This is a genomic window from Micromonospora sp. CNZ309 (assembly GCF_002846525.1).
Window position 1 is genome coordinate 1,816,322 of sequence record NZ_PJNG01000001.1, and the last position, 12,778, is coordinate 1,829,099.

10 protein-coding genes are annotated in these 12,778 nt (G+C 73.0%); 5 read left to right on the forward strand and 5 right to left on the reverse strand.

Features of this window, described 5'->3' with window-relative positions:
• Positions 1-636 precede the first annotated feature (636 nt).
• Entirely contained in the window at positions 637-1,380 is a 744-nt protein-coding gene (locus tag CLT72_RS07260) for a GNAT family protein (protein WP_101415003.1), read from the forward strand.
• Here the strand turns inward: CLT72_RS07260 and CLT72_RS07265 are convergent.
• Positions 1,377-1,961: a TetR/AcrR family transcriptional regulator gene (locus CLT72_RS07265; protein WP_101410212.1), complete on the reverse strand. Its 585-nt coding sequence runs from the start codon at positions 1,959-1,961 to the stop codon at positions 1,377-1,379. The two genes, CLT72_RS07260 and CLT72_RS07265, sit on opposite strands and share 4 nt — an antisense overlap.
• A 71-nt stretch (positions 1,962-2,032) precedes the next feature.
• On the opposite strand from CLT72_RS07265, the gene CLT72_RS07270 reads away from it, so the two are divergent.
• Both CLT72_RS07270 and rph read left to right on the forward strand, forming a co-directional pair.
• Positions 2,033-2,524: an FBP domain-containing protein gene (locus CLT72_RS07270; RefSeq protein WP_101410214.1), complete on the forward strand. Its 492-nt coding sequence runs from the start codon at positions 2,033-2,035 to the stop codon at positions 2,522-2,524.
• A 1,604-nt stretch (positions 2,525-4,128) separates the two neighbouring features.
• Positions 4,129-6,726: a rifamycin-inactivating phosphotransferase gene (rph, locus tag CLT72_RS07280; protein ID WP_101410218.1), complete on the forward strand. Its 2,598-nt coding sequence runs from the start codon at positions 4,129-4,131 to the stop codon at positions 6,724-6,726.
• A gap of 24 nt (positions 6,727-6,750) precedes the next feature.
• Here the strand turns inward: rph and CLT72_RS07285 are convergent, their stop codons facing one another.
• The 4 genes from CLT72_RS07285 to CLT72_RS07305 form a co-directional block, all read right to left on the reverse strand.
• Complete coding sequence (locus CLT72_RS07285) at positions 6,751-7,110, reverse strand: winged helix-turn-helix domain-containing protein (RefSeq protein ID WP_101410220.1); 360 nt, start codon at positions 7,108-7,110, stop codon at positions 6,751-6,753.
• Positions 7,107-7,811: a hypothetical protein gene (locus tag CLT72_RS07290; RefSeq protein WP_158241986.1), complete on the reverse strand. Its 705-nt coding sequence runs from the start codon at positions 7,809-7,811 to the stop codon at positions 7,107-7,109. The genes CLT72_RS07285 and CLT72_RS07290 overlap by 4 nt, the downstream gene beginning before the upstream one ends.
• A 166-nt stretch (positions 7,812-7,977) precedes the next feature.
• Positions 7,978-9,183, reverse strand: a complete 1,206-nt coding sequence (locus tag CLT72_RS07300; RefSeq protein ID WP_101410226.1) for a peptidoglycan DD-metalloendopeptidase family protein — start codon at positions 9,181-9,183, stop codon at positions 7,978-7,980.
• Between the two features lie 170 nt (positions 9,184-9,353).
• Positions 9,354-10,601 carry an MFS transporter gene (locus CLT72_RS07305; protein WP_101410227.1) on the reverse strand — a complete coding sequence of 416 codons (1,248 nt, stop codon included), beginning with the start codon at positions 10,599-10,601 and terminating at the stop codon, positions 9,354-9,356.
• A 532-nt stretch (positions 10,602-11,133) separates the two neighbouring features.
• On the opposite strand from CLT72_RS07305, the gene CLT72_RS07310 reads away from it, so the two are divergent.
• Both CLT72_RS07310 and CLT72_RS07315 read left to right on the forward strand, forming a co-directional pair.
• Entirely contained in the window at positions 11,134-11,898 is a 765-nt protein-coding gene (locus tag CLT72_RS07310; RefSeq protein WP_199184507.1) for a response regulator transcription factor, read from the forward strand.
• Positions 11,899-11,903: 5 nt separating this feature from the next.
• Complete coding sequence (locus CLT72_RS07315) at positions 11,904-12,743, forward strand: aminoglycoside phosphotransferase family protein (RefSeq protein ID WP_101410231.1); 840 nt, start codon at positions 11,904-11,906, stop codon at positions 12,741-12,743.
• Positions 12,744-12,778: the final 35 nt, after the last annotated feature.

The following is a 12,778-nucleotide window of genomic DNA, read 5'->3' on the forward strand; positions in this document are numbered from 1 at the left end:
CACCGAGGGCGCGGCGCGTGGCGGCGGTCAGCGCGGAGGTGGCCTCGACGTCCGCGCCGTCCGAGCGCGTCCGGCGCGCCTGCCGGGCCAGCAACGCCAGCTGGGTACTGTGCCGCTCGTACTGCTCCTCCAGGACGATCCGGAGCACCCCCAGCTCGGCCTGCCTGTTCACGACGTACACGATCGGTTCCTCTTCCTGCTCGGGACGAAAAGAACGGGCGGAGCGCTGATGCGCTCCGCCCGCCGGTGCCGGTCCTGTGGATCTCGACCGGGCGGTGGCGGGCGGTGCGGGCGAGGCGCCCGCCGGGTCGGCGGCGCGACGGCGCCCCGGCGGGCGACCGACGGCACGACGAGGCGACGGGTGGTCGTACCCGCCACGGGGCGGGTCCGCGGACCGACCGTCGCGGCCGTGCGCGACGGGGCGCAGAGGTCCTGGCGGGCCGCGGTGCGGCGCTGCCGGGAGGGGCCGGGGACGATCACGGCGCCACCATAGACCGAGGCTCCGCGTACCGGCCAACGCCCGTCGGGTCGCGGGCCACGCGGCGGCTCGCCGGGTCGGTCGGGACGGCCGTGACCCGGCGCACAGCGTAGGAAATCGGCGTGCGCGGCGCGGGGCCGACGCTCTACGTTTCCGCCGTGACCCTCGACGTCGTGAGCCTCGCGGACCGCCCCGACCTCGGCCGTTGCCTCGACGAGGACTTCGACGGGGCGTGGCCGCCGTTCATGCTGTGGGACCCGATGGGCGCGGTGTACTACAACGTCGCCCACGACCTGTATCCCGATTTCGTGTTCGCGGCCGTGGACCCCGCCGATCCCGCCCGGGCGGTCGCCCGCGCGTACGCGGTGCCGTTGCGCTGGACGGAGCCCGAGCTTCCCGACGGCGGCTGGGACCGGGTGATCCAGCGCGCCGCCGTCGACCGCCTCACCGGCGCCGAACCGAACATGGTGTCGGCGTTGGAGATCTGCGTGCGGCCCGACCACCGCGGCACCGGGCTGTCCGCCGTGATGCTCGCCGCCATGCGGGAGGCCGTCGCGGGACTGGGTTACGACACGCTGGTCGCGCCGGTCCGGCCGAGCGGCAAGCACACCCTGCCCGACCTGCCGATGGTGCGGTACGCGGCGCAGGTCCGCGAGGACGGCCTACCGGTCGACCCGTGGCTGCGGGTGCACGTCCGCGCGGGCGGGCGCATCGAGCGCGTCGCCCCCCGGTCGATGACGATCAGCGGGACGCTCGCCGACTGGCGTCGCTGGACGGGCCTGCCGTTCGACACCAGCGGGCCGGTCCACGTGCCGGGGGCCCTGGTGCCGGTGCACTGCGACGTGGCGCACGACCACGCCGTCTACGTCGAGCCCAACGTCTGGGTCCGGCACCGGCTCTAGCGCGTCGTGCCGTCCGGTGCGGGCCAGTTGCGCAGCAGGGCGTCGAGGGCGTCCAGGACCCGTGACCAGGTCTCCTGCGTGTCGGGGGCGCTGTGGCTGAACCCGCCCCCCATCTCCAGGCTGACGTAGCCGTGGAAGACGCTGCCCAGCAGCCGGACGGCGTGCGTCTGGTCCGGTTCGCTCAGGTCGTAGCCGCGCAGTAGCGCCCGGGTCAGCTGGGCGTGCCGGCCGCCGGCGCTGGCAGCCGCCGTCTGCGGGTCGAGCCGCAGCTGGGCGGCGGCGTAGCGGCCGGGGTGCTCCCGGGCGTAGTCGCGGTAGACGTCGGCGAGGGCGGTCAGGGCGTCCTTGCCCGCGCGGCCGGCCAGGGCCTCGGCGGCCCGGTCGGCGAGTTCCTCCAGGGCGAGCAGGGCGATCCTGGTCCTGAGGTCCTGGGAGCTCTTCAGGTGCGAGTAGAGGCTCGCGACCTTGACGTCGAACCGCCTGGCGACCGCCGAGACGGTCACCTGGTCGAAGCCGACCTCGTCGGCCAGCTCGGCGCCCGCCAGGGTCAGGCGCTCCGTGGTCAGTCCTGCGCGGCCCATGCTCCTCCGCCCGCTCGCCATGACTCATTATGCATTTGCCTAATACCTTTAGGCAAATTAGCGTGCGTTGCATGAAGCCGCTGACCGAGCAGGAGATCCGTACCGCCTTCGTGAACTGCACCAAGGGCGAGGCCAGGCGCCTGTCCGTCCCGCGTGACCTGGCCGAGCGCCCGTGGGACGATCTGGACTACCTCGGCTGGCGGGATCCGCGCGCCCCCCACCGCGCGTACCTCGTCACGGAGCTGGACGGCCGGCCCCGGGCCCTCGCGTTGCGCTGCCCCAGCCCCGCCCCCACGCAGCCACGGCGCGGCATGTGCTCGATGTGCCTGACCTCGCCCACCGGCGGCGTCTCGCTGATGGTCGCGCCGAGGGCGGGCAGGGCCGGGCAGCAGGGCAACACCGTCGGCACCTACATGTGCAGCGACCTCGCCTGCTCGCTGTACGTGCGGGGCAAGAAGGACGCGGGCGCCGGCGCCCGGCTGCACGAGTCGCTCACCGTGGAGGAGAAGATCCAACGGACCGTGGCGAACGTCGCCGCGTTCGTCGCCACCGTGACCGCGTGAACCGCCGCAGGCGGCATCGCCGCCGGGTCGAGCGCTCCCGTCGCGCCACCTGAGCGGGCCGAGGACTCGACGATCATCCTGCCGGGCCCAGGCCGCGTACCGTCGCCACCGGCAGCCGGGTCGACGCCGGGACCGTCCGGCGGACAGGCGTACCACCGCGCCAGCGGCAGCGCGACGTCCACGCGGAGGCCGGGGGTGGGCTGTCGCGGCGCGGGCGGCGCGGTGGCGGGAGCCGGGCTGACGGCCGGGACCGGACCGCCGGCCCGGGACGGCGACACCGGGACCGTCGAGGACAGCGCCACGAACGCCACCGCGACGACGGCGGCAGCCAGGGCCGCGCGACGTCCGGCCGGCAGCACGCCCGGCGGCGCCTGATGAGGGTGGACCGGCTGCGGCGGTGCCGGTCGCGCGCGCCGGTGGGCGGCCAGCAGCGCATCGAGCTGCCCGACGACGGCGGCCCGACCGCCGGTGGCGGCGGCGAAGGCCAGGGTGAGGTAGAAGCGGAAGTTCACGGCCGCGACGGCCGGCACCCGCAGCCCGGCCAGCCGGCGCCCGTCGGTGGCGTGCAGCAGGGTGAGCGGGGCCGCGGGATGGTGCGCGGGCCCCACCAGGTCCGCGTACCGCCACTCGCGCCGCCGCCCGCCCGGCGAGGCGAAGGCGACGCGGTGGTTGGTCACCACGGCCATGCCCGTCGCGACGCACCGCACGCCCCTCGGCAGGGCGCGGCCCGCGACGTCGTCCGTGACGACCGTCGGACCGGGGAGGGGCAGCCCCGTGCCGTGCCGCGCGTCCGCCTCGACCAGGTCCGCGACCGGCAGCACCCGGTAGACGACCTCGTCGCCGTCGAGCTCCACCGGCAGGCCGGCCCGCGGCCGCGTGCAGCCGAGGAACCCGGCCGCCTCGATCCGCAGCCGGACCAGGTGGTCGTGGTGCCGCCGCCAGGCCGCGACCTCCGCGTCGTACGCGCACCGTCGCCGGTCGTTCTCGCGCTCCGCCCACCTGATCGTCCACTCGGGCTGCGCCACCGCCGAGGCGGCGGTGATGGCTGGCGAGGATCCCGTCACGTCTCGTACAACCGCCGGCCGCCCGTCGAGGAAACTGGCGCCGGCCCGGTCCGGTGTCGCGGGGCTCAGGCCCCGGCGAGGGTACGGGCGAACCCGGCGGATGTCGTCGGCCAGCAGACCCGGCTGCTCCGGCCTCCGGGAAGTGACCGCCACGGTCGTGCTCGGTCCACTGCACGGTGTTCGGGAAGGACTGCTCGGCTTAGGCCTGAGGTCTGAAAGGCGCCGCACGCGTCATCGCCACGAAATGATTTCAGTGGGCGGCGGTAAACAAAGGGAACTCGATCCCACTTAAACGTATATCGCACCCGGGGCCTTGCGGCAAGACCCGGGCCTTGGCGCACAATCGTCGGCCGGACCAGGATCAACCGAAGAAATGGGGCGCGACGTGCGGGTGTTGGTGCCGACTCACGGAGATCGCGGTGGCGTCGAATCGCTGGTGGCATCGAGGATGCGGGCACGGCCGGCCGGCGCGGAGCCGTCGGCGGTGCGCCGCCCGGCCGGTGGCGTGCGACGCGGGACGACCGCCCCGGAGGTGTCGCGATGACCGGGCGGTACGTGTCGGCTCTGCGGGAGGTCGACGAGGAGCAGGTCGCCGTCGTGGGCGGCAAGGGCGCGCACCTGGGGGCGTTGGCGCGGATCGACGGCGTACGGGTGCCGGCAGGCTTCTGCGTGACGACGCACGCCTTCCGGCGCATCATGGCCGAAGCGCCCTCGGCCGGCGATCTGCTCGATCGGCTGTCGCGCCTGGACGCGGACGACCGGGAGGCGGTCCGTACGCTCAGCGCGGAGATCCGCCGGAGCATCGAAGGAGCCGTCCTCCCCGACGACGTGGCCACGGCGATCGTCCGGGCTCTCCGCGACCTCGGCGAGCGAACCGCCTGTGCCGTGCGTTCCAGCGCGACGGCCGAGGACCTGCCGACCGCCTCCTTCGCGGGCCAGCAGGACAGCTACCTCAACGTCGTGGGGCCGGCGGCGGTCCTTCAGCACGTCAGCCGGTGCTGGGCCTCGCTCTTCACGGAGCGCGCCGTGACGTACCGCCAGCGCAACGGCATCGACCACCGCGAGGTCCAGATGGCCGTCGTCGTGCAGGAGATGGTCTTCCCGCAGGCCGCCGGCGTCCTGTTCACGGCCGATCCGGTCACGTCCAACCGGAGGGTCGCCTCCGTGGAGGCCAGCTTCGGCCTCGGCGAGGCCCTGGTCTCCGGCCTGGTGAACGCGGACGCCTACCGGGTGCGCGACGACGAGATCATCGGCAGGACGATCGCCGCCAAACGGCTCGCCGTCCACGCCCTGCCGACCGGCGGGACGCGGGAACAGGCGATCGCCCCCGAGCGGCAGGAGCAGCCGGCGCTGACGGATGCGCAGGTCGTGCGGCTGGTGCGGTTGGGCCGGCGGATCGAGGCCCACTTCGGCCGTCCCCAGGACATCGAATGGTGCCTGGTCGACGACGACTTCGAGATCGTCCAGAGCCGACCGATCACCGCGCTGTTCCCCGTCCCCGAGACCGGCGAGGCGGGAAACCGCGTCTACGTCTCCGTCGGGCACCAGCAGATGATGACCGATCCCATGAAGCCCCTGGGCATCTCCGTGTGGCAGCTGACCGCCATGGCGCCGATGCACGAGGCCGGTGGGCGGCTGTTCGTGGACGCCACCCGGGCCCTGGCCTCGCCGGCGGGCCGCGCCGGCTTCCTGGAGATGGTGGGGCGATCCGATCCGCTGGTCCGCGACGCGCTGCAGAGCGTCGTCGACCGGGGCGACTTCCTTCCGTCGCTGCCCGACCAGGGCCCGGCCGGACCGCCGGGGGGCGGCGCGCCCACCCCGATCGAGACCGATCCGGCCATCGTCACCGACCTGATCGAACGCAGCCAGGCGTCCATCGCCACCCTGCGACGCGACATCCGGACGGTGTCCGGGCCGGCGCTGTTCGACTTCCTCCTGACGGCCTTCGAGGAGCACAGGCGCGCCCTCGGTGATCTGTCGAGCATGCAGGCGATCATGGCGGGGATGGAGGCCACCTGGTGGCTCAACGAGCGGTTGCAGGCGTGGCTCGGCGAGCGGAACGCGGCCGACACGCTCACGTTGTCCGCGCCTGACAACGTCACGTCGGAGATGGGGCTGGCGCTCCTGGACGTCGCCGACGTCATCCGCCCGCATCCGCAGGTCGTGACCTTCCTGCGGGAGGCCGGGGACGACGACTTCCTGGACGGGCTGGTCGCGCTCCCGGGCGGCCGGGAGGCGCACGACGCCATCCAGGGCTACCTCGACAGGTACGGCATGCGCTGCGTCGGCGAGATCGACATCACGCGGCCACGCTGGAGCGAGCGCCCGAGCACGCTCGTGCCCGTCATCCTCGACAACATCAGGAACCTCGAGCCGGGTGCCGGCAAGCGGCGCTTCGAGCAGGGACGCCGGCAGGCACAGCAGAAGCAACGGGAGGTCCTGGAGCGCCTGCGCGCCCTGCCGGACGGGGAGCGGAAGGCGGCGGAGACCAAGCGGATGATCGACCGGGTCCGCACCTTCATCGGCTACCGGGAGTACCCGAAGTACGCCATCGTCAGCCGCTACCTCATCTACAAGCAGGCCCTGCTGGCGGAGGCCGAGCGCCTCGTACGGGCCGACGTGCTCCGGGAGCAGGAGGACATCTTCCACCTCACGTTCCAGGAGCTGCACGACGTCGTACGCACGAACGAGGTGGACCACCGGCTCATCCACCGGCGCAAGGAGGCGTTCAGGTCGTACCGGACGCTCATCCCGCCCCGGGTGCTCACCTCGGAGGGTGAGGGCATCACCGGGGCGTACCGGCGCGACGACGTGCCGACCGGCGCGCTGGTCGGCCTCCCGGTCTCCGGCGGGATCGTCGAGGGGCGGGCGCGCGTCGTCCTGGACCTGGCCGAGGCCCATCTCGAACCGGGCGACATCCTGGTCACCGCCTTCACCGACCCGAGCTGGTCACCCCTGTTCGTCGCAATCGGGGGGTTGGTGACCGAGGTGGGCGGCCTCATGACCCACGGGGCGGTCGTCGCCCGCGAGTACGGCCTGCCCGCCCTCGTCGGGGTGGAGAACGCGACCAGGCTGATCCGGGACGGGCAGCGGATCCGCCTGCACGCCACCGACGGGTACGTCGAGATCCTGCCCTGACCGGCCGGGGGCCGTGTCGGGTGGTCACCGGTCCTGCGGGGTGTCGGTGTTCTCGACCCGTGCGATGAGGGCCTTCAGCCGTGCGATCTCCTCGGCGAGGGCGGTGTGGCCGGCGGGGGTGAGGGTGATCCAGGTACGGCCGCGTCGGCCCTGGTAGCCCTTCTCCACCCCGATCAGGCCGGCCGCCTCCAGCACGCTCAGGTGCTTGGAGAGGTTGCCGGCGGTCAGCTCGAGCTGGGTGCGCAGGAACCCGAACTCGACGCGGCGGGCCTCGTGCGCGACGGTGAGGATGCCGAGGCGGACCCGCTGGTGCACCACGTCGTCGAGGTCGGTGACCGGATGCGCGGGCGCGTCCGGCGCCGGGGTGTCCGCCGGGTCGCTCATCGGGGCCGCCGCAGCCGCTGGGCGAGCGCGAAGCCGGCGCTGCCCGACAGCAGCAGGCCGCCCGTGATGACCAGCATGGGCGCGGCCTGCCACCGGCCGCCCCAGTGGGCCCCCCACCCGAAGTCGATCGGCACCAGCACCACCGCCAGGTACGCGAGGGCGAACACCAGCAGGGCGTGGTGCCGCTCCAGCCAGGCCAGCACCAGCAGGGCCAGCCCGATCCCACCGATCGGGGTGAGCAGCCGGAACAGCACCCGCACGAAGGTGTGCGGGTCGAGAAGCTGCGGATCCGGGACCATCCACCCACCGGCGCCCGCCGCGACGGCGGCGAACAGCACGACCGTGAGCGCGGCACCCGTGAGCACGTACGGCCGCACCCGGGCGTCGACCCCCCGGGACCGGGCGACCCGCAGATACCCGCCCGCGATCACCGCGTACGCCACCAGCAGCGCCGCCAGCCAGTAGAGCTGCGCAACCGGCTCCCAGACCTTGCACACCTCACCGCCGTCGGCCACCCGGCAGTCGCTCACGATCGTGGGACCCCCGCCGGAGGCGGGAATCGCGCCGAAGGTCACCACGGCCAGCACCAGCAGCGGCAGCCACGTCACCCGCCGGGCCAGGCGTACGCGGCGGGCGAGGCCGCGTACGTCGGCCAGGAGCCGGCGGGGATCGCCGCCGGCAGGAACCACGTCTGAAGTCATGCCAATAGGTTTCCATAACAAACCTGTTGGCGCCAGCCTCTTCGCGCCCGGATCCCACCCAACCAGCGCCCCGCCCGAGACGGTCGCGGTCGGTTGGTCCCGCATGCGACCAGGGCTCCCGCCGAGATGGCGGAGACCCTGGTCGGAGGCTTTCGGTCGGGCACGGTCAGCACCAACCGTTGACCGGGCCGTTCACCCCGGTCCACAGGTAGGCGTCGGACACCCAGGTGCCGTCGCTCAGCCGGTTCCACAGCGCGGTGCTGCCGTACCGCCCGGTGTGGGTGGTGCCGTTGGCGGAGCAGGAGACGGTGACGGTCGCGCCGTCGCCCACCGACCCCTGCAGGCCGTAGCCGGTGCCGGGCCCGGACCGCTTGTTCACCGCGCCCCCGCCGTTGGCGTCGACCACCGCCTGGTTGAAGCCCAGCGCCCCGTAGTTGTAGAGAGCGCCGCCGGCACCCCGCCAGGTCGAGCCGTGCCGTGCGCCGCCCTGGTAGGGGCCGGCGCCGTTCTCGAACGCCCACTTGCCGATGCTGTGCCCGCCGATGGAGACGTAGGCGCTGTTCTGCCGCAGCCCGAAGTGGACGTGCCGGCCGGAGGCCGCCCCGCCGCAGGTGACGTCGGTGCCGGTGTAGCCCAGGTAGGCGCCCTGGCCGACGGCGGCGCCGTTGACCGAGATGCTGCTCCACAGGTGGTAGTAGTCGGTGGAGTAGCCCCGGTCGTGGATCACCCGGATCCAGCCCGTGCACATCGTGTACGCCGTGCCGGCCCGCGCCGCGCGGACCACCTGGTCACCGCCGGCCAGGTCGATCGAGCTGTACGGCGCCTCGGAGCCGCCCCAGCCGTGCGGGCCGCCGGTCAGCGTCCAGGTCTGGCCGACCGCGAAGGGCAGGGCCATCCCGGTCCGGTAGTCGCCGCCGGCGTACATGGTGCCCGGCGTACGCGTGAAGGTCGCCTTCTCCTGCTTGTTCACCAGGGGCGACTCGGCGGCCAGTTCGCTGAACCCGGCCTCGCCGTCGAAGTTCACCCGCCACGTGCCGGCCTCGGCGCGGGCGATGAAGATCGCGCCGGTGGGGTGGACGTCCTTCTCGTGGGTGGTGACGGCGACGGCGGTGCCGAAGGCCCACTGGCCGTTCCTGCGGGTGACGCTCACGCGGGTCTTGGAGCTTGCGGCGTCCTCCGCCGCGGGGCTGTCCGCGTGCTCCGCCGCCGCGGCGTCGACCTGGGCGCGCAGCTTGGCGGCCACGGCGTCCTCGACGCTCACCCGGACCGGATCCGGGGTGGGCCGGGCGGCGTGCGCGGCAGTGCCCGCGACCAGGAGCTCCGTCGCCAGCAGGGCGGTGGCGATGCCGGCCCATCGTCTGAAGTGCACCATTGACGACCTCTTTCAAATCGAAGGACATCGCTAAGTGGTGCTGACGATAGACAGAACGAAGAAGATTGTCTACATGTTGACCCGCCGGCAATGAAGGTATGTTTCGTCCGCCCGTGCCGCCGCCAGCCGACGACTTGGCCAGCGGCGGCACGCCCTGCCCGTGGCGGCGGCTACTGGCTGGTCGCGGTGGCCGCCTCGGGGACGAGGGTGGCCCGGCTGCGGTGCGCGACCGGGATGATCAGCGCCGACGCCGCCAGCGCGGCGAGCGCGATGCCGAGCCAGCCCCAGAAGCCGAAGGCGATGACGAGGCCGGACAGCGCGGCCGGGCCGACGATGTTCTGCGTGATCACGTGCAGGTCGAACGCGCCCAGGTACTCGCCCTGCGCGTGCTCGGGGGCGAGGCCGAACGCGAGGCCCCACCCCGAGGCCGCCTGCATGACCTCGGCCACCGACAGGATCAGCACCGCGGCGACGATCGCGACGCAGACCAGTACGACGTTGTCGCCGAGGGCGCTCACCGCGATGACGGCGCAGCCGCCCGCCAGCCAGTAGCCGGAGCGCCGCGCGAGCCGGCCGGCGCCCTCGACGGTGTCCGCGCCACGGCTGGCCCGAACCTGGAACAGGATCACGAACACCGTGTTGAAGATGAGCAGCAGCGGGACCAGGAAGTGCGGCAGCGAGGTGCGGTTGAGCGCCCACAGCGGCATCGTGACCAGGATGACGGTGACGTGCGAGGCGAGCACCGTCGAGACGCCGATGACGGCGAGGAAGCGCGGGTCGCGTACGGCGGCGAAGCGCTTGAAGCCCACCGGCACGGGACGCGGCGGCACGTCGGGCAGGCGGGTGACCAGCAGCGCGGCGCCGGCCATCAGCGCGGCGGTGCTGAGCGGGATCAGCACGAGCAGCCGCTGGTCGAGCGCGGCGACGGCCGCCACGCCGATGCCGATGCTGAACCCGATGTTGAACACCGACCGCATCATCGCCTTGAGCTTGACCCGCTCCTCGGCGGGCACGAGGTTGCCGACGAGGGCGCCGTTGGTCGGGCCGGTGCCGTACTCGAGGAAGCCGACGGCGACCACCAGGACGAAGAAGTGGGTCGCGCCGTCCACGAGGGTGTAGAGCCCGAAGCCCACCGCCAGCGCGGCGAAGAGGATGACGAGCAGCCGGCGCGCGCCCACCCGGTCGGCGACGACGCCGAACAGGACCGACGAGATGAAGGCGGACAGTCCCGCCGCCGACAGGCCCAGACCGACCTGTCGGGCGTCGAGCCCGACGCGAAGCGTGAAGTAGACGACGCTGCCGCTGAGGAAGACACCCTTGCCGATCGATTCGGCCAGCCGGATCGCGATCAATTTCCTGCGCAGCGGATCGGTCGGCACCAGACGCGACGAATAATCGAGCAGTCGAGACAACGGCATATTTGCACATCCTGGTGTGGTGGATCGGTCGCGTCAATCCTCCGGGCCAAGACGCCGGGCGGGACAGGGCGTACGGCGGACGGGGCACGGGACGACTTCCCGGCTGACCAGGGAAGGTCTCCCGTGGACGCCCGGCGGGCGATGCGCTAGCCGGGGCGGCCGGGTCGGCCCTCCGTGGCCGCGTGAGCAGGCCTTCGGGCGCCTCGTCCCGGCATTCCCGTTCTGTCGCGGCCTGCTCCATTCAGACCGAGAATCGCCTTCGACGCTTTTCATTTAATTGGTCGCGGGAAATGCGTCAGATGATTGACATGGCTGTTGCCACACCGAGTTCATGTGTTGTTCTATTGCCCGTCAGAATGTTCGCGCCGATCACGGTCGGCGCTTCCGCGACGCCTTCCGGACCGGGAGGCGTCGCGGAACCAGTTAGGACGGGTGGGGTGTGGCAATGGTCAGCGTTGGCTCGACCCCGGAACCGGCTCATACGATGAGTCGGGAACCGGGAGACGTCGCGGACGGCGCAAAACGTCGCGCCGTGACAGTTGTGCTGGCCGACGCCCAGCCGGTGGTACGCAGGGGCCTGCACGCCCTGCTGTCGCCCTCGGCTGAGGTGACCGTGGTGGCCGAGGCGGGCACCACGCGGGAGGCGATGCGGTCGGTGGCGTCGTTGCGCCCCGACGTGCTCGTGCTCGACGTCGAGCTGCCGGGCTTCCAGGTGGGGGTGACGTTGCAGGAGATCGCCCGGATGTCACCGTCGACCGCGGTGCTGGTCTTCACCGCCGTCGAGGACGAGGCGTCGGTCTTCGCGGCCATGCGGGCGGGCGCCCGCGGTTACGTGCTCAAGAGCTGCCCGGGCGACGGGATCGTCCGCACGATCCGGGGTCTGGCGACGGGCGAGGTGATCCTCGGCCCCCGCGTGGCCGACCAGATCGTCCGTCAGCTCGGGCGGGAACCACGCAACCAGCAGCTCTTCCCGGAGCTGACCACGCGCGAGCGGCAGGTGCTGGAGCTGATCGCGTCCGGCATGCGCAACGGGGCGATCGCCACCCGGCTGAGCCTGTCGCCGAAGACGGTCAGCAACCACATCTCGACGATCTTCAGCAAGCTCAACGTGTCGGACCGGCACGAGGCGATCGAGGTCGCCCGCAAGGCCCGGCTGGAGCGCGTCGGGTCGTACAGGCCGGGCTCCCACCCGCTGCCCGGCGGCGGCGCCCCGTCGGTCCGGGCGCACGGCGGCACCCCCCGGCCGGCGGCGGGCGGCTCCGCCGCGTACGCCGGCGCGAGATCGACGGAGAGGTGAGCGGGATGACCCTGGATCTGGAAGCGGTCGCGAAGCGGCTGGAGCCGCGGTTCGGCAAGGCGGCGCACCGCTGGGTCGGCACGCTGACCCGACGCCTCGACGAGCTCGTCGCGCGGTGGGAACTCGACCTCGGCGAGCCGGTCAAGTCCGGCAACTCCTCGGTGGTGTTCCGGTGCCGCCAGCCGCGCGGCGAGGCGGTGCTGAAGCTGTCGCCCGACAGCTACGCCGTACGCGAGGAGGTCGACATGCTGCGCCAGTTCGCGCCCAGCGGGCGGGTGCCGGCGGTGCTGGCGGCGGAGAAGGGCGCGGTGCTGCTCGAGTCGATCCACCCGGGCACGCTGGTGGAGAAGATGCCGCGACCGCCGTCGCCGCAGGAGTACGCCGCGTTCCTCAACGACCTGCACGGCGCGGGTGACCCGGCCGCCGCCCCGCGCCGGCTGGAGGACTGGATCGACGTGCTGTTCAACTCGGCGACGCGGCGGGGTGCCGACCTCGCCGGGTCGAAGCGGCTGCGCGACGACCTCTTCGCCGCGCCCACCGCCACCGTGCTGCTGCACGGCGACCTGCACCTGGGCAACGTGCTCGCCGGCGGCGCGAAGGGCCTGGTCGCCATCGACCCGATGGCCTGCGCCGGCGACCCGTGCTTCGACGCGGTCGACTACGTGCTGGAGGGCCTGGACCGCGCGGAGATGCTGCGCCGGCGCGACGAGCTGGCCGCGGCGGCCGGCATCGACGTGGCGCGCCTCGACGCGTGGTGCCGGGTCACCGCCCCGATCGGCGCGACGTACGTCAGCAACCCGGGACACTCCGCGGAGCTGGCCGCCTTCGGGCGCGGCGAGTACTAGGCACTCCCCGACCGGGTGGCCCCGCACGGCCGCCC

Coding starts and splice junctions, on each gene's coding strand:
- CLT72_RS07315 (WP_101410231.1), top strand. CDS start 11,904: ATGACCCTGGATCTGGAAGCGGTCGCGAAGCGGCTGGAGCCGCGGTTC.
- rph (WP_101410218.1), top strand. CDS start 4,129: ATGACCGGGCGGTACGTGTCGGCTCTGCGGGAGGTCGACGAGGAGCAG.
- CLT72_RS07300 (WP_101410226.1), bottom strand. CDS start 9,183: ATGGTGCACTTCAGACGATGGGCCGGCATCGCCACCGCCCTGCTGGCG.
- CLT72_RS07265 (WP_101410212.1), bottom strand. CDS start 1,961: ATGGGCCGCGCAGGACTGACCACGGAGCGCCTGACCCTGGCGGGCGCC.
- CLT72_RS07290 (WP_158241986.1), bottom strand. CDS start 7,811: ATGACTTCAGACGTGGTTCCTGCCGGCGGCGATCCCCGCCGGCTCCTG.
- CLT72_RS07285 (WP_101410220.1), bottom strand. CDS start 7,110: ATGAGCGACCCGGCGGACACCCCGGCGCCGGACGCGCCCGCGCATCCG.
- CLT72_RS07270 (WP_101410214.1), top strand. CDS start 2,033: ATGAAGCCGCTGACCGAGCAGGAGATCCGTACCGCCTTCGTGAACTGC.
- CLT72_RS07305 (WP_101410227.1), bottom strand. CDS start 10,601: ATGCCGTTGTCTCGACTGCTCGATTATTCGTCGCGTCTGGTGCCGACC.